This window comes from Microbulbifer regidiadema (SeqCode) (genome assembly GCF_052467605.1).
Genome location: NZ_CP174316.1, coordinates 3,081,146 through 3,104,838, shown reverse-complemented (window position 1 = coordinate 3,104,838; position 23,693 = coordinate 3,081,146). Strand labels below are relative to the sequence as shown.

Annotated in this window: 21 protein-coding genes; 14 read left to right on the top strand and 7 right to left on the bottom strand. The window is 55.7% G+C overall.

Annotation, left to right across the window (positions count from 1 at the left end; genetic code table 11):
- Positions 1-43: 43 nt before the first annotated feature.
- From ahcY to ACJJIF_RS14205, 3 genes are all read left to right on the top strand, one after another.
- Positions 44-1,420, top strand: coding sequence for an adenosylhomocysteinase (gene ahcY, locus ACJJIF_RS14215; protein WP_444928998.1), 1,377 nt, complete (start codon positions 44-46; stop codon positions 1,418-1,420).
- A gap of 64 nt (positions 1,421-1,484) precedes the next feature.
- Complete coding sequence (gene metF, locus ACJJIF_RS14210) at positions 1,485-2,315, top strand: methylenetetrahydrofolate reductase [NAD(P)H] (protein WP_444928997.1); 831 nt, start codon at positions 1,485-1,487, stop codon at positions 2,313-2,315.
- A gap of 151 nt (positions 2,316-2,466) precedes the next feature.
- Positions 2,467-3,132, top strand: a complete 666-nt coding sequence (locus tag ACJJIF_RS14205) for an RluA family pseudouridine synthase (RefSeq protein WP_444928996.1) — start codon at positions 2,467-2,469, stop codon at positions 3,130-3,132.
- 62 nt (positions 3,133-3,194) lie between these two features.
- Here ACJJIF_RS14205 and ACJJIF_RS14200 read toward each other — a convergent pair whose 3' ends face one another.
- Positions 3,195-5,549 carry a Tex family protein gene (locus tag ACJJIF_RS14200; protein ID WP_444928995.1) on the bottom strand — a complete coding sequence of 785 codons (2,355 nt, stop codon included), beginning with the start codon at positions 5,547-5,549 and terminating at the stop codon, positions 3,195-3,197.
- Positions 5,550-5,843: 294 nt separating this feature from the next.
- Between ACJJIF_RS14200 and ACJJIF_RS14195 the strand changes: the two genes are divergently transcribed.
- From ACJJIF_RS14195 to ACJJIF_RS14170, 6 genes are all read left to right on the top strand, one after another.
- The gene (locus tag ACJJIF_RS14195; RefSeq protein WP_444928994.1) at positions 5,844-7,091 is read left to right on the top strand and encodes an efflux RND transporter periplasmic adaptor subunit; all 1,248 of its coding nucleotides are present in this window, start codon (positions 5,844-5,846) and stop codon (positions 7,089-7,091) included.
- A complete protein-coding gene (locus tag ACJJIF_RS14190; protein WP_444928993.1) occupies positions 7,091-10,222 on the top strand; it encodes an efflux RND transporter permease subunit in 3,132 nt (1,043 codons plus the stop codon). Before ACJJIF_RS14195 ends, ACJJIF_RS14190 begins: the two co-directional genes overlap by 1 nt.
- Positions 10,223-10,353: 131 nt before the next feature.
- Positions 10,354-11,100, top strand: a complete 747-nt coding sequence (locus tag ACJJIF_RS14185; protein WP_444928992.1) for a 16S rRNA (uracil(1498)-N(3))-methyltransferase — start codon at positions 10,354-10,356, stop codon at positions 11,098-11,100.
- Between the two features lie 44 nt (positions 11,101-11,144).
- A complete protein-coding gene (locus ACJJIF_RS14180) occupies positions 11,145-11,510 on the top strand; it encodes a hypothetical protein (RefSeq protein WP_444928991.1) in 366 nt (121 codons plus the stop codon).
- A gap of 14 nt (positions 11,511-11,524) precedes the next feature.
- The gene (locus ACJJIF_RS14175; RefSeq protein ID WP_444928990.1) at positions 11,525-12,172 is read left to right on the top strand and encodes an HAD family hydrolase; all 648 of its coding nucleotides are present in this window, start codon (positions 11,525-11,527) and stop codon (positions 12,170-12,172) included.
- 50 nt (positions 12,173-12,222) lie between these two features.
- Positions 12,223-12,843 carry an OmpA family protein gene (locus ACJJIF_RS14170; protein WP_444928989.1) on the top strand — a complete coding sequence of 207 codons (621 nt, stop codon included), beginning with the start codon at positions 12,223-12,225 and terminating at the stop codon, positions 12,841-12,843.
- A 38-nt stretch (positions 12,844-12,881) separates the two neighbouring features.
- Here ACJJIF_RS14170 and ACJJIF_RS14165 read toward each other — a convergent pair whose 3' ends face one another.
- A complete protein-coding gene (locus tag ACJJIF_RS14165) occupies positions 12,882-14,585 on the bottom strand; it encodes a phytoene desaturase family protein (RefSeq protein WP_444928988.1) in 1,704 nt (567 codons plus the stop codon).
- 152 nt (positions 14,586-14,737) lie between these two features.
- Here ACJJIF_RS14165 and ACJJIF_RS14160 point away from each other — a divergent pair, with 152 nt between their 5' ends.
- Entirely contained in the window at positions 14,738-14,944 is a 207-nt protein-coding gene (locus ACJJIF_RS14160; RefSeq protein WP_444928987.1) for a ParD-like family protein, read from the top strand.
- Entirely contained in the window at positions 14,937-15,734 is a 798-nt protein-coding gene (gene map / locus ACJJIF_RS14155; protein WP_444928986.1) for a type I methionyl aminopeptidase, read from the top strand. The genes ACJJIF_RS14160 and map overlap by 8 nt, the downstream gene beginning before the upstream one ends.
- On the opposite strand, the gene ACJJIF_RS14150 is transcribed toward map, so the two are convergent.
- The 4 genes from ACJJIF_RS14150 to ACJJIF_RS14135 all read right to left on the bottom strand — a co-directional run bounded on the left by ACJJIF_RS14150 (position 15,671) and on the right by ACJJIF_RS14135 (position 19,611).
- Positions 15,671-16,357, bottom strand: a complete 687-nt coding sequence (locus ACJJIF_RS14150) for a DUF6058 family natural product biosynthesis protein (protein ID WP_444932354.1) — start codon at positions 16,355-16,357, stop codon at positions 15,671-15,673. The two genes, map and ACJJIF_RS14150, sit on opposite strands and share 64 nt — an antisense overlap.
- 110 nt (positions 16,358-16,467) lie before the next feature.
- Entirely contained in the window at positions 16,468-17,265 is a 798-nt protein-coding gene (locus tag ACJJIF_RS14145; RefSeq protein ID WP_444928985.1) for a prolyl hydroxylase family protein, read from the bottom strand.
- Between the two features lie 34 nt (positions 17,266-17,299).
- Entirely contained in the window at positions 17,300-18,631 is a 1,332-nt protein-coding gene (locus tag ACJJIF_RS14140; protein WP_444928984.1) for an aldehyde dehydrogenase family protein, read from the bottom strand.
- Positions 18,632-18,696: 65 nt separating this feature from the next.
- Positions 18,697-19,611: a CmcJ/NvfI family oxidoreductase gene (locus tag ACJJIF_RS14135; RefSeq protein ID WP_444928983.1), complete on the bottom strand. Its 915-nt coding sequence runs from the start codon at positions 19,609-19,611 to the stop codon at positions 18,697-18,699.
- Positions 19,612-19,764: 153 nt separating this feature from the next.
- Here ACJJIF_RS14135 and ACJJIF_RS14130 point away from each other — a divergent pair, with 153 nt between their 5' ends.
- The 3 genes from ACJJIF_RS14130 to ACJJIF_RS14120 all read left to right on the top strand — a co-directional run bounded on the left by ACJJIF_RS14130 (position 19,765) and on the right by ACJJIF_RS14120 (position 23,216).
- A complete protein-coding gene (locus tag ACJJIF_RS14130; RefSeq protein WP_444928982.1) occupies positions 19,765-20,646 on the top strand; it encodes a LysR family transcriptional regulator in 882 nt (293 codons plus the stop codon).
- 56 nt (positions 20,647-20,702) lie between these two features.
- Positions 20,703-21,677, top strand: a complete 975-nt coding sequence (locus ACJJIF_RS14125; RefSeq protein ID WP_444928981.1) for a YHYH protein — start codon at positions 20,703-20,705, stop codon at positions 21,675-21,677.
- Positions 21,678-21,878: 201 nt separating this feature from the next.
- Positions 21,879-23,216: a dicarboxylate/amino acid:cation symporter gene (locus ACJJIF_RS14120; protein ID WP_444928980.1), complete on the top strand. Its 1,338-nt coding sequence runs from the start codon at positions 21,879-21,881 to the stop codon at positions 23,214-23,216.
- On the opposite strand, the gene ACJJIF_RS14115 is transcribed toward ACJJIF_RS14120, so the two are convergent.
- The gene (locus ACJJIF_RS14115; RefSeq protein WP_444928979.1) at positions 23,213-23,650 is read right to left on the bottom strand and encodes a DUF1810 domain-containing protein; all 438 of its coding nucleotides are present in this window, start codon (positions 23,648-23,650) and stop codon (positions 23,213-23,215) included. The two genes, ACJJIF_RS14120 and ACJJIF_RS14115, sit on opposite strands and share 4 nt — an antisense overlap.
- Positions 23,651-23,693 lie beyond the last annotated feature (43 nt).

Here is a 23,693-nt window from a genome sequence, read left to right as displayed (position 1 = left end):
CGGCAGCTAGATAATTTTTGGACTCAAAAAAACGATGAATCAAATGAGCACTGAATTTAAAGATTACAAAATTGCGGACATTTCCCTGGCTGAGTGGGGCCGCCGTGAAATTGAAATTGCCGAAGGAGAAATGCCGGCACTGATGACTCTGCGGGAAAAATACCGCGCAGAGCAGCCGCTGGCGGGCGCCCGCATCATGGGCTGTATCCATATGACCATCCAGACTGCGGTGCTGATCGAAACCCTGGTTGCTCTGGGTGCTGAAGTGCGCTGGTCCTCCTGTAATATTTTCTCCACCCAGGACCACGCCGCTGCCGCTATTGCCGCGCGCGGAATCCCGGTATTTGCCTGGAAAGGTGAAACTGAGGAAGAGTACGAGTGGTGCCTTGAGCGCACTATTGGTGCTGATGTTGCCGGCTGGCAGCCCAATATTATTCTGGATGACGGTGGCGACCTCACCGAACTGCTACACCGCGAATACCCGCAACTTCTCGATGCCTGCCACGGTGTGAGTGAAGAGACCACCACCGGCGTACACCGCCTGCAGGATATGCTGCGCGAAGGCACCCTGAAGATTCCTGCGATCAACGTCAATGACGCTGTGACCAAGAGCAAGAACGACAACAAATACGGCTGCCGCCACAGCTTGAACGATGCGATCAAGCGCGCCACTGACCACCTGCTCTCCGGTAAGCGAGCGCTGGTAATTGGTTACGGCGACGTAGGTAAAGGTTCCGCAGCATCCCTGCGCCAAGAGGGCATGATCGTGCGGGTTTCCGAAGTGGACCCGATCTGTGCGATGCAGGCTTGTATGGACGGCTTCGAGCTGGTTTCTCCCTATATCGACGGAATTAACACCGGTACCGCTGAGGGTATTAACAAGCAGCTGCTGGCCAATACTGACCTGATCGTTACTACAACTGGCAACGTGAACGTTTGCGATGCCCATATGCTTTCCGCTCTGAAGAGTGGTGCCGTGGTTTGTAATATTGGCCACTTCGATAACGAAATCGACACCGCCTTTATGCGTGAAAACTGGGAGTGGCAGGAAGTTAAGCCGCAGGTACACAAGGTAGTGCGCAACAGCGAAACCAACGATCACCTGTTGCTGCTGTCTGAAGGCCGCCTGGTAAACCTTGGCAACGCCACCGGCCACCCGAGCCGCATTATGGATGGTTCTTTTGCCAACCAGGTTCTCGCCCAGATCCATTTGTTCAAAGAAAAGTTTGCCGATTTGCCTGCAGATCAAAAGGTTTCAGCGCTGTATGTAAAAGTACTGCCCAAGCACCTGGATGAAGAAGTTGCACGCTATATGGTTGAGGGCTTCAGTGGTGTTATTACCCGCATGACTGAGCAGCAAGCTAACTATATCGGTGTTTCAGTTGAAGGTCCGTTCAAACCTGAAAGTTATAAGTATTAATCACCCCTAACGAAAAGGTGCCGGTATCGCCGGCACCTGAATTGTGCGGGGTTGGAGAAATATAATGAAAGACTCCATTCGCATAAGTTTCGAATTTTTCCCTCCTAAAACGCCTGAAGGCCGCGAGAAACTGTATAAAACTCGCGAAGCGTTGCAGGTATTTAACCCTGAATTCTTCTCCGTTACCTATGGTGCCGGTGGTACCACGCGAGAGACAACGTCGAGTATTGTGAGCAATATGCGGCGCGACGGTATTTCCATTGCTCCCCATTTATCCTTTGGTGGTGACAATGAAGAGACAGTACTGGGTTTGCTCAATCAATATAAAGAGGCGGGAGTTAATCGGATAGTCGCGCTGCGCGGTGATATGCCATCGGGCATGGGAGCCGTAGCGCAATTGGTTTATGCGAATGAGTTAGTGGCCTTTATTCGCCGACACACCGGCGATCAATTCCATATTGAAGTTGCGGCGTATCCAGAGATACACCCGGAATCGACTAGCTACGATGACGATATCCGCTACTTGAAAGGTAAGTTTGAGGCCGGCGCCAATAGTGCATTGACCCAGTACTTTTACAATCCCGATTCCTACTTTTACTTTATTGACCAGTGTGAAAAAGCCGGTATTGATGCCCCCATTTACCCCGGCATTATGCCGATAGTCAACTTTAGCAATCTTGTGCGTTTCTCTCGCAATTGCGGTGCGGAGATTCCAAGGTGGTTGATTAAGCGCATGGAAAGTTATCGCGATCCCGAGGATATTCGGAAGCTTGGCTTGGAGGTTGTGACTGATCTCTGCGAGACTTTATTAGAAGGCGGAGCGCCGGGTTTGCATTTTTATACGATGAATCAGGATGCAACCGTTACTAATATTTTGCAGAGCCTCAAGCTTTAACTGAAAGCTCGAAAGCTATTGCTCTCGAATTTTCTGTTTATGAAGCTTTCAGGCAATATTGCATGCTAATTATTTAGGGTTGCTGTCTGGAGATTTAATATTCCTCCTCAGGTAACCTGAAAAATATTTAAATTCCGATAGGTTTGTATAAGTGCGGAATTATAACCCCCCCCTAGAACCGTTTCTTTCTGTATTGTATGAGGATGAAACACTACTGGTTTTAAACAAACCCAGTGGTCTTCTCAGTGTGCCGGGAAGGAGTGATGCTCATAAAGATAGTTTGGCCAGTCGCGCACAATCGCAATATCCTGATGCATTAACTGTCCACCGATTGGATATGGATACTTCGGGGTTGATTGTAATGGCGCGCAGTGCCGAGGTGCACAAGGCGCTGAGTACTCTCTTCCAAAATCGTGCAGTAGATAAAACCTACTATGCGCGGGTATGGGGTGTGCCAGAAAATAGCAGTGGTGAAGTGAATCTCCCCCTTATTTGTGACTGGCCAAATAGACCCCGGCAAAAAGTAGATTTTGATGTGGGGAAACCGTCACTAACCCGCTGGGAAGTAGTTTCTAGTTCGATAAATAGCAGTCTGCTCAAGCTTGAGCCTATAACTGGGCGTTCACACCAGCTTCGGGTGCATATGCAGGCAATAGGGCACCCCATATTGGGAGACCCCTTTTATGCCCATGCCGATGCACTCCAAGGCGCTTCGAGGTTACTGCTACATGCCAGCGAACTTAAATTTGCACACCCTGTAAGCGGAGAAGCGCTGTCTTTCACTAGCGAATTGCCTGAAGAGTTTTTAATTGATTAAGGCGATAAGACCTATTGTTGGGGCGATTTAAAAAGGGCGGTCAAATGACCGCCCTTTTTCGGCTATTTTTTATTCTTCATCGCCGCCATCAAAATATCCCCCATACTGCCACGGCTATTGTCCTGAGCACCTTTCTGGGAGCGGTTGCCCTGCTGCTTGTTGTAGCGCTGGGCCTGGCGGTTTTCGCGCTGGTCGCCCTTCTTAATACCGCCGCTACCCTGCTCACCGGGCTCGTCGGATAGGCGCATGGACAGGCCGATACGCTTGCGGGCAACGTCCACTTCCATCACTTTAACTTTGACGATATCGCCGGCTTTTACCACTTCGTGGGGGTCTTTAACGAACTTTTCGGAAAGCGCAGAGATATGCACCAGGCCATCCTGGTGCACCCCGATATCCACAAAGGCACCGAAGTTGGTGACGTTGGTGACAGTCCCCTCAAGTACCATTGCCGGGCGCAGGTCTTTAATTTCCTCGACGCCCTCTTCAAATTTTGCCGTGCGGAATTCCGGGCGCGGGTCGCGGCCGGGCTTTTCCAGTTCGGCGATAATATCGGTAACGGTGGGGACACCGAATTTTTCGTCGGTATAGTCCGCCGGGTTCAGTCGGCGCAGGAAGGCGGAGTCGCCGATCAGGCTGTTAATCTCGCGGCCATTTTTCTCGGCGATACGCTTAACCACGATATAGGACTCGGGGTGTACGCCGGATTTATCCAGTGGGTTGTCGCCGTTATTAATGCGCAGGAAGCCGGCGGCCTGTTCGAATGCCTTGGGCCCCAAACGGGGAACTTCCATCAGCTGCTTGCGGTTTTTGAACGCACCGTTCTGGTCGCGATAGCTGACAATATTGCTGGCAATAGAGGCGGTCAGGCCGGAAACCCGGGCCAGCAGTGGTGCTGAGGCGGAGTTCAACTCGGCGCCGACACCGTTTACACAGTCTTCGACCACAGCGTCCAGTGAACGGGCCAGCTGGGTTTGGGAGACGTCGTGCTGGTATTGGCCCACACCGATAGACTTGGGTTCGATCTTCACCAGTTCTGCCAGCGGGTCTTGCAGGCGGCGGGCGATGGAGATGGCCCCGCGGATGGTAACGTCCAGATCCGGGAATTCCCGCGCGGCAAATTCAGAGGCGGAGTACACGGAGGCGCCGGCTTCATTGACTACGACTTTTTGGGCCGTCAGCTTGTATTGCTTAATGGTTTCCCCGACAAACTTATCAGTCTCGCGGCTGGCGGTGCCGTTGCCAATGGCGATCAGGCCCACATTGTGCTTATTGCACAGGGCGGCAATTACTGCGGCGGACTCCTGCTGGCGGTTCTGTGGCGGGTTGGGGAAGATGGCGGTGTGGTCGAGTATCTTGCCGGTGGCGTCCACCACGGCGACTTTGACCCCGGTGCGCAGGCCTGGGTCCAGGCCGATGGTGGCTTTTTGCCCCGCCGGGGCTGCCAGCAACAGATCTTTCAGGTTGCGGGAGAAGACCTTGATTGCCTCCTCTTCCGCCTTCTCGCGCAGCTCGCCCATCAGGTCGGTTTCCAGTGCCGTGAGCAGCTTGATTCGCCAGGTCCAGCGCACCACCTCGCCGAGCCACTTGTCTGCGGGGCGCCCTTCATCGGTGATATCCACATGGCGGGCGATCATGGCTTCGCAGGGGTGGCTGGCGCTGGGAGAGCTGCCCTCTTCCTCGGTGAGGCCCACGTTGAGAGCGAGTACACCCTCGTTGCGGCCGCGGAAAATGGCCAGGGCGCGGTGAGAGGGCACTTTGGACCAGTCTTCGGCGTATTCGAAATAGTCGCGGAACTTGGCTCCCTCTTCCTCTTTTCCTTCGAGCAGTTTGGCTTTTACCTGTCCGTCACGCTTGAGGAATTCACGCAGCTTGCCCAGCAGCTCGGCGTCTTCGGCAAAGCGCTCCATCAGAATAAATTTGGCGCCGTCCAGGGCCGCTTTAATATCTTTGACCTGGAGGGAGGCGTCTTCGTTATCGGTGTTGAGGTATTGCTCTGCTTCAACTGCGGGGTCGATGGAGGGGTTGTCGAACAGCGCATCGGCCAGTGGCAATAGGCCCGCTTCGATGGCGATCTGTCCTTTGGTGCGGCGCTTGGGTTTGTAGGGGAGGTAGAGGTCTTCGAGGCGATTCTTGGTGTCGGCGCTGTTAATTTGCTGTGACAGCTCAGGGGTCAGCTTGCCCTGCTCATCGATACTTTTCAGGATGGCAGCGCGGCGCTCTTCCAGTTCGCGCAGATAGCGCAGTCGATCTTCCAGGGTGCGCAGCTGGGTGTCGTCCAGGGCCCCGGTCACCTCTTTCCGGTAGCGTGCGATAAATGGGACTGTGGCTCCTTCATCGAGCAGGGATACTGCGGCGGTAACCTGTTGTGGCCTGACATTGAGTTCTTCGGCGATGCGAGCGTTGATATCCAGCATTTGATGTTTACATCCGTTTTCCGGGAAATTTCGTACCTTTAGGGGCGATGTTGGACCGGTAAGTAGCCTTTTAGTTTGCGTGGTTTTTGGCGGGCAAACGACAGGGCCCTTACAGGGGTAATTTCGGATCGGCATTATGCGTTACCAGGGGCCAGCGAGGAAGGTTTGCGATAAAGCACAAACTCCTGCGGCGACCTGCATCCGGATCGGCTCTTATCCGCGTCGAACTCCAGTAGAATGCGTGCTAATTAAAATTTGACCAGTATCGGTCACAGAATGGGGTAGAGGGTGCCTGTGAAAGTGTCGAGCAAGAACAAGCTTTTATTTGCCGTTTTGGCTATCGGGGCGGCCGCCATTACTGCGGTGGTGGTGTTGAAGCCGAAGCCAGAAGAAAAGCCACCAGAGGCGGTGATACCGCCGGTGGCGGATGTCCTGTACGCGAAGCCTGGGCGCCAGACCCTGTTGGTACCGAGCCAGGGCACTGTGCATGCTCGCCATGAAATTGAGGTGGTGGCCCGTGTCGGTGGTGTGATTGAAGGTGTAGGTGAGGCCTTTGTGCCCGGCGGTTTCTTTGCCGAGGGGGAATCATTGCTGCAGCTCGAGCAAGCCGACTATATCCATAATGTAACACGTGCCGAATCACAGCTGGCCGATGCCAAGTCCGCCCTGGCTCAAGAGCGGGGCCGTGCCAAGCAGGCCAAGCGCGAGTGGCGCAATCTGGGCAGCGAAGCTGCCAACGCCCTGTTCCTGCGCAAGCCACATCTTGAAGCCGCCGAGGCTGCAGTGGCCGCAGCGCGAGCGGATCGCGATCAGGCCAAACTCGATCTGGCGCGCACCGCAGTGAAAACGCCATTTGCTGGGCGTGTCGTGGAGACCTATGTCGATCTGGGCCAGTACATCACCCCGGGCACGCCTCTGGCAAAAATCCACAGCACCGGCATCGCCGAGGTGCGCCTGCCTCTGACCGACCAACAGCTGGCACTGCTCGATCTGCCCCTGGGTAAATCCTTTACGCGTGGCCCCGAGGTACGCCTACGGGCGATGGTAGCTGGGCTTGAGCGCGAGTGGCGTGCCCAGCTGGTGCGTACCGAGGCCAGCATCGACACCAATAGTCGTTTTATTTATGCCGTGGCTCAGGTACAGAACCCTTATGAAGGCGCTGTTCCCCTGATGAATGGCCTGTTTGTGGAGGCCGATATTGCCGGTCGCACTCTGGACGGCATAGTGGTTTTGCCGCGCCAGGCTCTGCACGAGGGCGACCACCTGCTGGTGTTGGATGAAGAGAGCAAGCTGGTGTTCAAAACTGTAGAGCTGTTGCAGAGCATCGACGATCAGGTGTGGTTGCGCGGTGATATCGCCGTTGGTGATCGCGTTGTGGTTTCCAGCCTGGGTTACTCCCGCGAGGGCATGGCGCTTACCGCTAATCCGCTCAATGAAAAGCCCGCCGGTTTGATCGACAGTGTTAAGAGCCATGCCGAAGCCGATTCAAGCACCTCCGGTGAGACCGCAGCCACGAATAGCGCTGCCCACGGAGGCCACTGATGAACGGCATCATTTCCTGGTTCGCACGCAACAGTAAGGCCGCCAACCTGTTGATGATTATGATTATCATCGGCGGCTTCTTCGGAATCAGTGGGATTGATCGCGAGGTATTTCCTGCGATTCAGCCCGGTATTGTCGAGGTAGAAATCTCCTATCCCGGTGCCGGCCCGGCGGAAGTCGAGCAGCAGGTAACCGTGCGTGTGGAGGAGGCTATCTCTGAGGTGAAGGGCATCAAGGAGGTGAACTCCGCCTCTCGCCGCAGCCACTCCTCTATCGAAGTTCAAGCGGTGGATGGCTACGATGAGCTGCGCTTGCTCAACGATATCAAGGTGCAGGTGGATAGTATTAACACCTTCCCCGAGGGTATCGAGCGCCCGGTGATTCGCCTGCAGGAGTGGGATACCCAGCTGATGATGATCGCCATTGGCGGTCCGGTTTCCGAGCGTCAGCTCAAGGAGACCGCGCTGGACCTGCGCGACAAACTCACACTGATTCCCGGTGTGCGCCGTGTGGATATCTGGGGCGAGCGCCCGGATGAGCTGTCCATTGAGGTTTCCGAGCTGGACCTGCGCCGCTACAACCTGAGCTTCAATGACGTAGCCAACGCGGTGCGCCGCTCCTCCCTCGATCTGCCTGCGGGTATGGTGCGTTCGGATCGCGGTGATATCCAGGTGCAGACCCGTGGTCAGGCCTATACCGCCGAAGACTTCGAGCGTATTCCGGTAGTCAGCCGTGCCGATGGCTCTGTACTGCTGCTGCGCGATGTGGCCACGGTGCGCGATGGCTTCGAGGAGTACAACAACGTTATTCTCTTTAACGGCAATCCGGCTATGAACCTGCGTGTGGTTCAGGGGGAGCCGCTGGATGTGGTGGCCACCGCCGAGCGTATCAAGGCGTTTATGGCGGAGGCGCGCACCCAGTTGCCGCCGGGTATGGAATTCGACGTCTGGTTCGACTTCTCCAAAGCTTTTGAAGGCCGCATGAACCTATTGACCAGCAACGCCTTAAGCGGCTTCGCCATGGTCTTTATCATGTTGATGCTGTTCCTGCGCCCGGCGCTGGCGATGTGGGTAACGGTGGGCATTATTGTGGCCTTCCTCGGTGCTTTCTGGTTGCTGCCGATTACCGGGGTCAGCCTGAATATGCTGTCGCTGTTCGCCTTCCTGCTGATTCTCGGCATTGTGGTGGACGATGCGATTATTGTGGGAGAAGCGGTGCATGCGGCCCACGATCGTGGTGTGACCGGTCTGGCCGCCGCAGAAGAGGGTGTGAAGCAGGTCTCCGCGCCGGTGATCTTCGCCGTGACCTCCACCATGGTGTTCTTTATCCCCATGCTGTTCCTGCCCGGATATACCGCGCAGATGATGTTGGCACTGCCGGTGGTGGTGCTCTTGTGCCTGGTGTTCTCCCTGGTGGAATCTCTGTTGATTCTGCCGGCGCACCTGGTGGGCATGAAGCCGGAGCAACCCGCCAAGTCCACCCTGGGCATCAAGTTGCAGAAGCTGCGTGGCCGCTTCGCCGGGGCCATGAAGACCGCCGGTGACAAGTATTACTTGCCGCTGCTTAAGAAGTCCCTTGGCAACAGCCGCACCACGGTGATGGTCTTCTTCATGGCGCTGGTACTTTCCATCAGTGTCTTTACCAGTGGTTATGTGGGTTCTTCCTTCTCGCCGCAGGTACCGTCGGATCTGTTGGAATTGCGTGCCAGCATGGCCGATGGCGAGCCTTTCCATGAGGCCGAGCGCGTGATGAATCAGGTGCTGGAGGCCGCAGATAAGCTCGCTACCGATGAGGAGATGCTGAAGCTCAACGACGGCGAGCCCTTCGTGATGAACTCCATGGTGTTCAACTGGCGCGGCAACATCTTTGTGATCTTGCAGCTCACCGACGGTGAGATGCGCGATGTGACTTCCAAAACCCTGTCGCTGCGCTGGCGCGAGCTGATCGGTGAAATGCCGGCCAGTGTTGAAGACCTGAATATTGATGCCACCATCAACGATGGCGGCAACGGTATGAGTCTGAACCTGAGTACCGCTTCCGGGGACATGGATGAATTGCGCGCGGCCGCTGATGCGGTTAAGAAGAAGATGAACAGCTACGCGGGTGTTTACGATGTGCGTGACAATCTCACCAGTGCGCGTCGCGATATCGAAATCCAGCTGAGGCCCCACGCCACCACCATGGGTATCAATCTGGCGGATGTGGCCAGGCAGGTGCGCCAGGGTTTCTACGGTGAAGAAGTACAGCGTATTCCCCGCGGTCGTGAGGACGTTAGGGTGATGGTGCGCTACCCGCAGGAAGAGCGCGCCAGCGAAGAGCAGATGGATCGCGTGCGTATTCGTACGGCAGAAGGTGAGGTGCCCTTCTCTGCGGTAGCCGAGGCGGTCTATGTGCCCGGTTACACCACCATCCGCCGCAACAATCGCGAGCGCACCGTGCGAGTGTTTGCCGAGCTAACGCCGAACACCTCCACTGCGCAGGAAATTCTCAAAGATATGCGCGAGACCCTGGTGCCCGAGCTGGAGCGCCAGTTCCCCGGCTTCTCCCTCAGAACCGCTGGAGAAATGCAGGAGGAAGAGGAATTTAATGGCGCTATTCTGGCCTTCTTTGTGCTGTCTTTATTCGCTATTTACGCATTGTTGGCGATTGCCTTCCGCTCCTACTCGCAGCCGCTATTGATCCTCACTGCAGTGCCGTTCGGCTTCTTCGGCGCGGTAGTAGGCCACCTGTTGATGGGCCACGATATCAGCATCATGTCCATGCTCGGCTTCCTCGCCGCAGCGGGGGTGGTTGTGAACGACAACCTGGTATTGATGGATCGCATTAATCAACTGCGCGCCCAGGGCATGGCGGTGATGGATGCGGTGGTGCAGGCGGGTCGGGATCGTTTCCGCCCGATTATCCTGACTTCGATCACTACCTTTATCGGTCTGGTACCGATTATGTTCGAGCGCTCAATCCAGGCCCAGTTCCTGATCCCGATGGTGATCAGCCTGGCCTTCGGCGTCCTGTTTGCAACGGCGGTGACTCTGATCCTGGTGCCGAACCTGTACAAAGTGATTGAGAAATTGCGTCCGCAGCGCAAAGCCGCAGCGGAAGAAGATGCCCCGGTCTCACTGGAGGCGGTGTAGCGCCGAGTACCCGGCGCAGTGGCGGATCGCCTCCGCCATTGCGCCTATGGGGTATAAATGCCTAAACTAACTGCCAGCAAAACGCCGACATTCCTGTCGGCTTTTTTATGGTGTTTACATAGGATTCCCCCATGCGCATTCCGCGTATTTTCTCCAAGCAGCCCCTGGCCTCGCAACAGGATGTGGAGCTGGATGAACTGGCCTCCCGTCACTTGGTTAAAGTGCTCCGCCTGAATGTGGGCCACCCCCTGGTTCTCTTTGATGGCAGTGGCGGTGAGTATGCGGCGGAGTTGATCGAGACCGGCAAGCGGGCCCGGGCGCGCACGGCGGAGTACCGGGCAGAGGATCGCCAGTCGCCGCTGGCGCTGACTCTGGCGATCGGCATCTCCCGTGGCGACCGCTTCGACTGGGTGATACAAAAGGCCACGGAATTGGGGGTGGCGACAATTCAGCCACTGTTTACCGAGCGCTGTGAAGTGAAGTTGTCCGGGGAGCGCTTACAAAAAAAGCTGGGCCACTGGCGCCAGATCGCCATCAGTGCCTGCGAGCAGTGCGAGCGCAACCGGGTGCCGGCGATTGCCGAGCCGTTAAAGCTGACGCAATATTTACAGCATGTATCCAGTGAGGACGCAGCCCAGGTCAAGTTGGTGCTGCACCACCGCACCGAACTGGATCTGCGCCAGTGGCAGGCGGAGCGGGGGACACCGCAATCCGCACTGCTCTTAGTGGGCCCCGAGGGTGGCCTGTCGCAGGGAGAAATCGATGCGGCACTGGCGCAGGATTTTATGCCGTTGCGCCTGGGACCGAGGGTCATGCGCACCGAGACGGCTCCAATTGCCGCACTGTCTGTTTTGCAGTTCCAGTGGGGCGACCTGTAAGCCGCTGAAAGATTGGATTTGAGAACATTTAGGGAGGGAATCTTATGATCAAAGTACTTATCTGGCTGTTGGGCGTTGTCATTGTCGTATGGTCGCTGGCGATTGTAATCAGGCCGCAACTGGCGCGCAGCCTCAGCGAACGGCTTAATGAAACCGGCTATGCCTTCTCCGCCTGGGCGCGCATTTTTGTCGGCTTAATGCTGTTGCTGATCGCCGACACGCGCCACTGGTATATCTTGTTCAATGCCCTCGGCGTGCTGGTGCTGTTGAGTGGTGCCTATATGCTGCAAATCGGTTTTGAGCGGGGCAGAGAGTTGGCGATTAAAATTTCCCATGGCAATGAAAATTTTCTGCGCATTAGTGGCGTGACCGGCGTCATTCTCGGTTTGATGCTGCTCTCTGCGCGCTAACGATATAGGTTCCCATGTCTTCTACCGATTTAATTATTTTTGACTGCGATGGCGTCTTGGTAGACAGCGAGAGTATCGTCTGCCGAATTTTGGCGGAGGAGATGAATCGCCTGGGGATACAGACCACGGCGGAAGAGCTGGATGAACAGTTCAGTGGCCGCCCGGCCCGAGATTGCCTGGTGGATATAGAGAAGCGCTTTGGCGGACCCCTGCCGGATAATTATTTCGGCAATACCGAGCGCCGTATCCGCGAGGCATTCCAACAGGAATTGCAGCCGGTTGCGGGTATTGAGGGGCTGCTTGATCAACTACAGCAGATGGGCCTGCGCAGCTGTGTGGCCTCCTCGGGTTCCCACCAGAAAATGCAGCTGACACTGAATAAAACCGGTTTATACGATTATTTCGACGGGCGGATTTTCAGTGCCGACGATGTATCCCGGGGCAAGCCCTGGCCGGAGCTGTTCCTGCACGCGGCGGACTCTATGGGAGTGGCGCCGGAGCGCTGTCTGGTGGTGGAGGACTCTATTGCCGGTGTCTCTGCGGCGGTCTCGGCGGGTATGCGTGTGGTGGGTTACAGTCCCCACCCGGTGCGCGGCCCCCAACTGGAAAAGCAGGGCGCCCGGGTAGTCACTGATATGATGGCGGTTTTGAACTTTATTTAGCGGCCACAGCGGCTGGGGCTTGCGGTTTTTTAAGCGGAACGGCGCCTGCGTTGTTCTACACTGAATTTGACCTCGAGCAACCGGAAGTCGTATCTATGGCGGGTAAATTCTTGTCTGCCCGTTGCCTGATCTTATTGGCCGCAGCCCTGCCGGGCTGCGATCAGCCCAGCTCCCCCAAGCAATATATGCTCGAACCTATCGAGACTATCCAGTCCGGCGACAGCGAGAAAAGCGCGCGGGAAGCGGCCCCTTTTGCCGATGCACTGGTGAGGTTTTTACGGGGCAATAACCGCGCTATCGGCGATACCTTCCGCCTGCGCCTGGAGTTTGATCCCGGCGGTTTTGCCCCGCGTATCGAAACCCTTGCCGACCTGGAGGCCCTGCTGGTCATAATGCGCGATTTTTCAGAGGTGCGCATCGCGATTGAAGGCCATACCGACAGTGCCGGGGACGCGCAGAAAAACCTCAGGCTGTCACAGCGCAGAGCGGACTGGGTGAAGCACTTTCTGGTCGAGCGGGGTGTCTCTGCCGAGCGAATGGAGGCCCAGGGCTACGGCGATACCGATCCGCTTGCCGATAACGGCACGGACAAAGGCAAGCGGGAGAACCGCCGCCTGATGATTCGCGTATTAAATTTTGACCGTATTCCCAGCAAACTACCGAGGCGCTAACCCCGAATAGCTTGCCGGTGAAGAGCTGGCCCAGGGGCTCAGCTCGACGCATTACCCAGTTCTTCGCTGGCGTTTACCGGCGTCTCTGGGGCTTTGTTGGAAAATATTTTCTTCATCAGCTTGCCGGTTTGGCGCAGGCCGATAATGCTCTGCGCGGTGAGCATACCGGAGATCATAGCGCCGGCCACGCCGCAGCTCATCACATCCTGCCCGGTGAGGTAGAGCCCTTTAATTCGGCTCTTGGGTCTCAGCCAGGACTGCTCAAAGCGATTGGGATCGTGATCCAACCCGTAGATTTCCCCGCGCGGATAAAAACAGAAGTAATCCGTAGACAGAGGGGTGGAGAGTTCGTAGTAATCGATTTCCCCACGCAGTTGTGGCAGATGCCGATACAGATGTTCCAGCAGGCGCTGGCTAAACGCCTCCTTCAGATCCTCGTAGTCCTCCCCCCGTTTGCCCCAGGGCTTGTCGTGCCACTGGGCAAACCAGTCGTAGTTGGCCGGTGCCACGATTTCGATGGTGGCGCGGCCTGGGTAGCGCTGGGTAAAGGTGGGATCTTTGGCGGAGGGGAAAGAGATATACACCAGCGGTATTTCTTTCTCCTGATCGTCGATAAAGGCCTGCATATCCTCTTCGTAGCGATCGCTGGAATAGATCCAGTAATTGGTCTTGGGCAGGTTTAATTCTTCCGCTGTTTTTTCCAGGCCGATATACAGACACAGGTGCGACATGGAGCGGTTGACGGTTTCCAGATCGCGGATATAACCCATGCGCTCGCTGGTACTGCGCGGCAACAGCTTCTCAAAGGTGTTAAATACCCCGGCGCCAGAGACCACCAAGGGCGCTTCGATTTCATGTCCGTCGGACATCCTCACCCCGCGCACCTGATCGCCATTCATCAGGATGGTTTCCACCTTGGCGTAGGTAAAAACCTCGCCGCCGCTGGCCTGAATCTGGGGAATAATCGTTTCGGAGATTTTGCTGGCGCCGCCAACAGGATAGTAACCGCCATAGAGGTAATGTTTGGCGATCAGCGCGTGGATAATAAAGCTGCCCTCAGATGGGGTCATACCGTTATCGCCCCACTGCCCGGTCAGCACAGAGATCAACTTTTCATTGCTGGTGATCTCACCGAGCACTTCGCGGGTGGTTTTATTGAGCCAGGCGGGTTCGCGCAGTTTTCGCCACAGGCGCATAAGGGGCCCGCACCAGCTGGGCAGCATTTTTTCCATCGCCAGCCGTTGCATGGCTTTGGCGACTACATTGAGCCGCTGTAGGTACTCCTCGATATTGGCGCGTTCATCGGGGAAGTGGCTGACCAGCTCATCGATAAACTGCTGGCGACCGGCTTTCAGATCGTATTGTTTATCGCCGATACAGATGCGGTCGTAGGTGCTGTCCATCGGCGCCCAGTGCAGCTGATTATTGCTGATAAAGTCAAAAATCTTGCGGGTCAGGGTGGGGTGTTCGCCCACATCGCCGATATAGTGGACGCCCACATCCCACTCATAGCCGTTGCGGTCGTAGGCGTGGGTGTAGCCCCCGGCGGTGTAGTGCTGCTCAAGGACAAGCGCTTTCTTGCCCATGGCACTGAGCATCGCGGCACAGGTCAGGCCGCCAATACCCGAACCAATGATAATGGCGTCGTAGTTGCCCTCCAGGCGACTCGGACGATAGCGCCGGCCAATGCGCAGCCGGCTGGGTTTTGGGGCACTGCGCTTCTTTTCAGGAGTCTCTGTCATGATGGCCTCGCCACTATTATTTTTATGCCTCAACCATAGCGCCCCCTATCGATATATGCAATAAGTTGCATATTGATATTCTGGTTATATCTTGTGCGTTTTTATATGATTCGTATACACTTTGTATATATTACATATTAAGGTGAAATGTGATGGGTATCGTCAAAATATCTGATGAGCTGCACGATGAGATTCGCAAGGCCAGTACCGCGATGGCCCGCTCCATTAATTCCCAGGCGGAGTACTGGATCAAAATTGGCATGCTGGCGGAGCTGAATCCGCAATTAAGTTACAGCGATCTGTGTAAGAAATTACTGCGTCATCAGGCATTAACGCTGGAAGCGCTGACACGTGAGTGACATAAAAATTAAGACCCCCGCTGAACGGGAGTTAATGCGCCAATCGGGTCAATTATTGAGTCGCGTTTTCGCCATGTTGGACTCCCGGGTTCAGCCGGGCGTCTCGACGATGCAGATCAATGATTGGGTTGAAGCCTTTATTGTAAAGGAATTAAACGCGCGCCCCGCCAGCAAGGGGCAGTACGACTATCCCTACGCCCTGAATACTTCGCTCAATGAGGTCGTGTGTCACGGCATGCCGAGTGATAAGCAGCGGCTGGCTGAGGGTGATATCGTCAATGTGGATATTACTCTGGAAAAATCGGGTTATATTGCCGACTCCAGCAAAATGTATACCCTGGGCAAAATAACGCCAATCGCCAAAAAACTGGTTGCCACCTGCTATGACGCCATGTGGGCGGGCATTCATACGGTAAAGCCGGGGGTTACCTTCGGCGATATCGGCCATGCGATCCAGCGCCATACCGAGCGCCAGGGTTTTAGTGTGGTGCGGGAATACTGTGGCCACGGTATTGGCCGGGAAATGCATGAGGCGCCGCAGGTGCTGCATTTTGGCCGCCCGGGAAGCGGGGAGGTCTTGCGGGAGGGCATGATATTTACGATCGAACCCATGATTAATCAGGGCAGCCGCAAGACCAAGGTTAAGAAAGATGGCTGGACCGTAATCACCCGCGATAAAAAACTGTCGGCGCAATGGGAGCATACCGTGCTGGTGACTAAAGATGGCTATGAAGTGTTGACACTCAGGGATGAAGAAATACCTGCGTGCTCTCTGCAAGCCGGCGATTGAGTCTTCAGATCAAACTCTCGGCGCAAGCGATCAACCAATCGGTGTCTGGAGCTTTTTACTCTTTCATGGGGCGCAAACAGCGCACTGCTTTTATCCAGTAGGTCTACAAAAAGATTGAGCCGCTGTCTCTGCTCGGGGTTTAAATGCTTGTGTTCAAGCAGTGCCTGGATTTCTGTAGTGGCGAGTTCCTTTGCCGCTATATCCTCCGGTAAGCCGCTGCGGGTACAGAGCCCGTAAATACCCTGGGTAAAGTGACCCCACTCGATTTCAATATGCGTAGAAATCTCCGCTGAAAATTTCGGGTTGCCGGAGCGGAAACCCAAGTCGTGCAGCTGGGCTACCCGGGCTTTATATCGGTCGTGAAAATTTTGAAAAATAGCGGCAAAATGCCGCTTTTCCTGAATAACCGCAATCCAGCTGCAATAGCCCTTTGCATAATATTCACAGCTTTGCTCCTGGCGATAGGGGCCAAAGTAGGAGTTGCAGTGCAAGTGGCTTTCGAGCTGATAGGAGGGCTTTGGCATAAGTCCCTCCTCCTGGTAGCTCAGCAGTTGCCGCCGACTAATCTGGGCGGTTTGAATAAGCTGCTCTCTGCTCAGAAAATATTGGTTCAGGTAGTTCATCAATTCCACTAAATTAACTCCAGGGCAAAAAACAAAATTTTAGTGCCGGGAGTATTTAATGCTTCGATCCATATCGAAGTGTATGACCTGTATAGCAACGCCTGGAGAAACTACTCCTGCAGGAAAAGCATATCCGTTCGAATAATATATTTGATTCCAGCGGTAATCGGGGTAGAGCTGTGCACTCTGTGCAGGGGATGCATTCCATGGGGAAAGCACAGCACGGCTCCCGCAGGGGTGCGGACATCGATATCCACTACAGAATCCCGCCTGGGTTGCAGGAGAGGGTCATCTGCATTTAGTCGGAATCGGGTTGCACCACCTTCAAAGTCTTCGCTCAGCAGTACTAAAAATGTCATTTCGCTATAGCGATCGGGATAGCCGTTGCTGATCAACTGGTTGTCGTCAATACGGCTACCGGGCCAGGCGCCATCGGTGTGGAACTGGAAGAAATCCCCCTCGCCATAGCGATAAAAGCGGAAACGCCGATTGATACCGACAGCCTCTCTTCCGCCAAAGTCACCATTTAAGTCCTGCGCCAGGTCTCGGCATCGCTGCCAGATCAGGCCCTCGGTAATCTCGTCTACCACCCAGGTCAGGCTGTCGTTGTGGCGGACCTGCCGGGGCAGGGAGACGGCGGCATCGGGTAAATAACCCAGTGTTTCGCTGATATCAATCAGCCGCCGGCACTCCTCTTGTGAGAAAACATTGAGCAATTGGAAGGCGCCGGGAACCTCGGCGATATCCCGGCGTGACACCGCTTGCGGCGCTTGTTCGGCCAGGGCCGCCGGGTTTTGACTGCGACTAGCCCAGGTGGGCAGAGCCGGGTGTTCTGCACCGGGCTCGCGGGCGATAACAAAGAAGTCATCCGAGGGGGTGACAGTTTCAAGTGTTGCGGTTGTGGACATCTGCGCTACTTCTATAGAAAATTTTTTAAAGGATTTAGCGGTTTAAAACGGTGATTTGGGCAAACTGCCGGTGCCCTTCAGCTCCGCCGTGGAAGCCAAAGCCACTTTGCTTGGCGCCCACCCAGGGGGAGCCACCGGCGCCCTGATTAATGCCGATCATCCCCGCTTGCAGTTGGCTGGCGATTTGCTCGGCCTGTTTGCTTTCACCAAACACAACCGCACCGAGACCGTAAACGGAGTTATTGGCCCGCTCGACCACGTCATCTACCGAGTTAAAGCGGTCGATGGCCACGACAGGTCCAAAGGTCTCGTCATCTTCCAGCAACATACCCGGTCGAATGCCGCTGATAACTGTGGGTGGAATAAACGGCGCCTGCGGATCGCGCTCCCCTAAAAGCAGCTGTGCGCCTTTATCCAGGGCATCGTGGATATGTTCCACCACCTTTTGGTGTTGGCGCTGATTAACCAGGGGGCCTATATCCACCTGGGGCTCGCGCCACCCACCGACGCGATATTGTTTCGCCAGTGCCACCACGGCATGTTCGAATTCGTCGGCAATTTTTTCGTCGACATAAATACGCTCTGTGGAGGTGCACATCTGGCCTGAATTCTCAAAGCTGGAGCCAACCGCAAATTGCACTGCTCGGGGAATATTGGCGCTCTGCAAAACGATCATCGGGTCGTTACCGCCCAATTCCATCACCAGGCGTTTCAGTGCCGGAGCGGCATTGGCCATAATTTTCTGGCCTGTTGCCCGCGATCCGGTAAAGGCGACCATATTGATAGGAGATTTCACCAGGGCCTCACCGGTTGCGCCATCGCCGTGGGCAATTTGTAAAATATCCTGGGGCAGGGTTTGATTGAGTGTCTTCACCAATAAGTCGGCGACCAGCGGCGACTCCTCGGAGGGTTTTAAAATCACGGCGTTGCCGGCGATAAGAGCGGGCACAATCAGGTTGTTGGCCATCGCCAGTGGATAGTTCCAGGGGGAGATAACCGCAACAATACCCAGTGGCCGATATTGAATTTCACTGCCGCCAGTGGATTTTGCCCGCAGGGCCTCGCCGGCATCGCCCGCTAACCAGGCGCCGCCTTGGACTACGCCACCGGCTTCATACTGTGCACGCCGGGCATCTTTGCCCATTTCACGGCTGATAAGTTGAGCCAGCTCTGCCTCTGCCGCATTCAGTTTTGTGTAAGCCTGCTGAAGTAGTTGTACCCGCTCCTGAAGAGATTTACTCGACCACAGTCGCTGCGCTTTGTGGGCTTTCTCCACCATGTTCTGAATGTCTTGGGACTTGCTGACAGGTAGCGATCCGATAGTCTCTCCGGTTAGTGGATCAATCGATCGAAGTATATTTTCCATAATGGGGTCTCATTCACTCCGGCCACTTTATTGAGTGGCCGGATGTTTTCTTAAAAGCGTTGGTGTTATTGCTCAAACAGGACAATGGTGCGAATTTCCAGGCTGGTTCTGCGGGGCGCCCCGGCGCTTCCCGGCAGGTCAAAAGCGCAGTGGGGAACACCGGTGACATCACCCCGGTGCTGGCTGTCGAATACCCGCAGTAAGAGGCCTTCGCCGGGCTGCATATTGCTAAACCAAATCCAGCGGTGAACCGGGTTGAAACTCAATACCGAAATCTGCCCTTTTCGCTCTGGGTAAATTAAGCGCATATTGTGGAAATCATTAGCGGCGACAGTGCGCAGGTCCACCATAGCCAGTGGCGACTCCTGCACCGGGCGCAACAGGGGCAGCCACAGATTAATAAACTGGTAGCGCGGGTAATCTGAAGGCTCGTAACCCCGCAGCTCCAGAGTTTCCTTTAACTGGCGCTCTGCGGACCAGGGCGTGTAATCGTTGTGCACCAGCTTTACCGGGGAGCGGCGGCTGCGACTCAGCTCCGGGGTTGCATCAGTCGATGGTTGGGCGCGCAGTGTGTGATCAAAGGTCAGCACCCTGGCTGCACCCAGGTGAGCGCCTATCCAGGCTTCAATGGCGGGATACCACTGAGTGCGAATCAGCTGATCGCGCTCCGCAGGGCTGGGGCTACTCGCGGAGGGTTTATCCAGGGCGTGTAGCGCATCGTCCAGCTGGTGCAGATTAATACCGAGCAGAGGGCGTACCAGCTCAAAGCCCTGGCTATTGAGGCGAAAGCGCTCCCCGGCGGCTTTTAGCGTGCGACCATCGTGTATATGAACCTGCTGGGAAATAACATTCTCGACCAATTTAGCCGGCCCCGGGCCCTCTGAGCGCTTGTCGTAAACCAGGTCGCTACTGGGGTCAGCGTAGTGAATAATCGCGGTAACTAATTGATCCTGAAAGGCGGACCGGGCTGCGGTGTGCATAGTGAACTCTCCCCCCCCACCGAAGTGGATGCCATATGGGCCAATCTACTCACAATGCTAGGGTTAGCTGGATACAATGAAAACCAAGTAACCGTTGTGAGTGATACAGGTTTGAGCAGAGGTCATCGAGCAAACCCACTGGAGAGGCTGGAGTTGCGTCAACTTCGCTTAATGAGCGCTATTTTGCGCGAACTGAATCTATCCCGGGTGGCTGACCAGCTGGGGGTGAGCCAGCAAACGGTCAGTGAGCAGCTGAAACGCCTGCGGGAAATCTTCGATGACCGGCTGTTTATCCGCACCAGTAACGGGGTTATCCCCACCCCCCTGGCCGAGCGCCTGGCCCCCAGACTGGATGAGATTCTGAACAATGTCGCGGCGCTGCTGCGCGCGGATGAATTTGATCCGGCACAGCACCGGGGCATCTTTACCATCAGCGCGACAGACTTTGAGCAGCGCGTGATACTGCCGCTGCTCCTCAAGCAACTGCGTCAGCGGGCCCCGGGTATAAAAGTGGTGGTGCTCAAGCTGGAGATTGACCGCATGGCCCAGCAGCTGCAAACCGGGGAAGTGGATCTGGTTTTTAGTACGCCGGGATTTGTGCCGGATAACAGCCCCAGCATGTTGCTGTATCGGGAGCACTATGTCTGCGTCTGCTGCCAGCACACCGATATGCTGCACGGCACCAGCCAGCCCCTGGGAATAGAAGCGTTGGCCGCGCTGCCGCAGCTGGTGGTATCACCTTCTAGAGGTGACCTGCGCGGCATGGCGGATAGTTGGTTTGAGCAGTTTGGTTTGGCGCGCAATGTGGTGCTATCGGTCCCCTCTTTTGCCGCCGCCGCCGAGTGTATCGCCTCTACCAATACCGTTGCCTTTTTGCCCTCGCGCCTGCTACCGGACCCCCGGCTAAAAACCCTGCCCATTATCGAGCAGCCCCCCGGCTTCGATGTGATTGCCGCCTGGCATACCCGCAGTAGTCAGGACCCTCTACACAAGTGGATTCGCACTTTATTGGCAGATCAATTTCCCAGCGATTAGGACGAAGGCTAGCGCTGCTAAACTTGAGCAGGTCGGGGTTTTAGCTAGTGATTGCCATGCGTGTCGCATTTTTTCTACTGATATTGTTGAGCTCCACTGTTTGCGCCCATACCGATTTTTATGCGCATATGGATATCCCCGGCTTATTTGCCCGGGATGCACTGGTTGAGGAAATTAAAAAAGTGGATTGCACCCTGTCGGAGGGGCGCAAAACTCAGTGCTGGATGATTGTGGTAAAGGCGGAGCCCAAACATAAAATGGGGCCCTGGTGCCCGCGCAATATTGTCGATCCGATTACGGCCGCTGGCATGATGTTTATTGAGCGGCAGCTAGTGCCGACCGATGGTCCTTTCGTGCAAAATGCCGCGACCTTCTTCTCCGATCCAAAGTGGAGTCTGTACGATCCGAAAACCGGTGCGGTAAAGGTGACCGATTCCAAGGCGGCCTGTGAGATGGCCGCGCGGCCCGATGTGGCGCCGCAGTACAACAATTACTGCGTGGAATGCCAGGCCAGCTATATGGGCCCGGACTTCCACACCCGCTATTTGATCCCGGTGCAGCCGAGCAAGGCCAAAACCAAGCAGAGGCCCGATCCTTTCTCCGGCTATGGCGTGGCCTTCAACGGAGTTAAGTTTGATATCAGCGCACCTGTTGGCGCGATTTTAGCTGCACATACCCTGGCGCCCGTCGATGCCTGCGGCGGCCATGTAAACCCCCATGTGGGCTACCACTACCACGCGGCCCTGGGCTGTAGCCAGGCCTACCCATCGGCGGCGAGCCATGCGGCTATTGTCGGTGTCGCTATCGATGGCTATCTGATCTACGCGCGGGAGAATGCCGACGGCCGCGAGCCCAGCGACCTGGATGAATGCCGCGGCCATGAATTCGCCGATCTGGGCTATCACTATCACGCCAATCTCGCCGCCGAAAACGATATTTTGCACTGCCTAAAAGGCCAGCGGGGCTGCGCCCTGCCGGGCAAACAGAGCCAGTGCGACTTCTCCCGTCGCGGCCCTCCAGGCCGGCGCTAATTTAGCCCCGCCGGCGCTGGTAAAGCGCAGGTGAGGGCGCAGGTCCCCATGCCATTTAACGCTAAAAACAAAAAATAGCGCCGTATCAGCGCGATTAAAGCCCCGGGCTTGATCTGACCGTCAGGTTTTCTTCACCGCCCTGGGACATAATGCCCGCAGTTGATGACCTCTAACGACTTCCTATAACTCGGAATAGCAAGAATGAGTAATGGCACGCATTTCTATTTGATCCGCATGGTTGAATCCCTCGGTGTGCTGGTGCGCAAGCGCCTGTGGATGCAGATAGTGGTCGCCATGATTCTGGGGTTAACCGTCGGTCTGCTGCTATCGCCGGAGGGATTGGCGCTGGTGCGCCAGGATCTCAGTATGGTACTGGCCAGCTGGTTCAAGCTGCCGGGTTCCATCTTTCTCAATATGATCCAGATGGTGGTGATACCGCTGATTATGTCCTCGATTATTCTGGGGCTGAGTGGCAGCGGCAATGTCGGCCAACTCAAGCGGGTCGGCCTGCGTATCGCCCCCTACTTTGTCGGCACTACCACTGTTGCGGTGATTATCGGCATTGTCCTGGCGCAGTTGATCCAGCCCGGCGACTATATCGACGAGTCCCTACTCAGTGCCGCCACCGAGTTGCAGGCTGCAAGTGCTCCCCAGGTGATCGAATCCAAGCCACTGCCCGAGCGCATTGCCGAATTGATCCCCGCCAATCTCAATGAAAGTATCGCTATGCGCAATATGTTGCAGCTGGTGGTCTACGCGATATTTATCGGCGTTGCGGTGATGCTACTGCCGCAAAAGCAGCGGGAAACCGCAGTGTACGCCTTTGCCATTATTCAGGAGGTGGCGCTCAAGGTGGTTGGCTGGGCCATGCTGTTTGCGCCTCTGGCGGTATTTGGCCTTCTGGCCGATATCGCTATTCGCGTCGGCCTCACCGCGATTCTGGGGATGTCGGTGTATGTGGGCACTGTGATTTTGGGGCTGCTGATCCTGCTCAGTTTTTATTTGCTGATTGTCTCCCTGGTGACGCCCGTCGGCCCGGTCAGCTTTTTACAGCGTATTAGCGGGGTACAGCTGCTGGCATTTTCCACCTCCAGCTCTGCCGCTGTGATGCCCCTCTCCATGCGGGTGGCGGAAAGCTCCCTGGGTGTAAAGCCTTCCATCGCCAAGTTTATCGTGCCCCTGGGCGCCACTGTGAATATGGATGGCACAGCGCTCTATCAGGTAATCGCCGCCGTTTTCCTGACCCAGGTATACGGCATTGACCTGACAACCGCACAGCTTGTAGGGCTGACGGTGACCACCGTTGGCGCATCTATAGGCTCTCCCAGTACACCGGGCGTCGGTATCGTTATTCTGGCGACCATTTTGGCGGGTATTGGCGTGCCGCCGGAGGGTATTGCCCTGATTCTGGGGGTGGACCGAATTCTGGATATGTGTCGTACCGCCGTGAACGTGACCGGAGATCTGACCGCCTGTTTGGTGATGGATAAGCTGTTGGGTAGCGATAAACTGGAAGAGGCCGCGACCCAAACGGCTTAGTGCGGGGCTGGGACTTTTAGAATCTCAAAAGTGCGGAGGTCCTTTTGTCCCTCATAATATTTTTCCAACACCTGCGCAAATAACTTGCTGCTGGGATCGGTGATAGAAAACAAAGTCATGGAGGATTTTAGTTTCATATCATCCGGTGAGCCGAATATCTGGTACGCGGAGAGATTATTCAGCTGCAACAATACCTCGCAGCACGCTTTGAGCCTGGGGCCGAGCAGGGGGTGCTCCAGATAGGCGCGGGCTTCATCCAGAGTTTTAATCGCAAAATGCTCGGAGGTTGTACTGTGCCCCAGGCCGGAGATCTGGGGGAATATATACCACATCCAGTGCGAGTGTTTATGTCCGCCGTGCAGTTCGCTTAAGGCGCGCTCATAAGAGCCTTCCTGCGCGGTGACAAAACGCTCCAAGTGAAATGATTGAGCCATTCCCTGCGTCTCCCTACATTTATTTCTTGGCTGGGCCAAGATT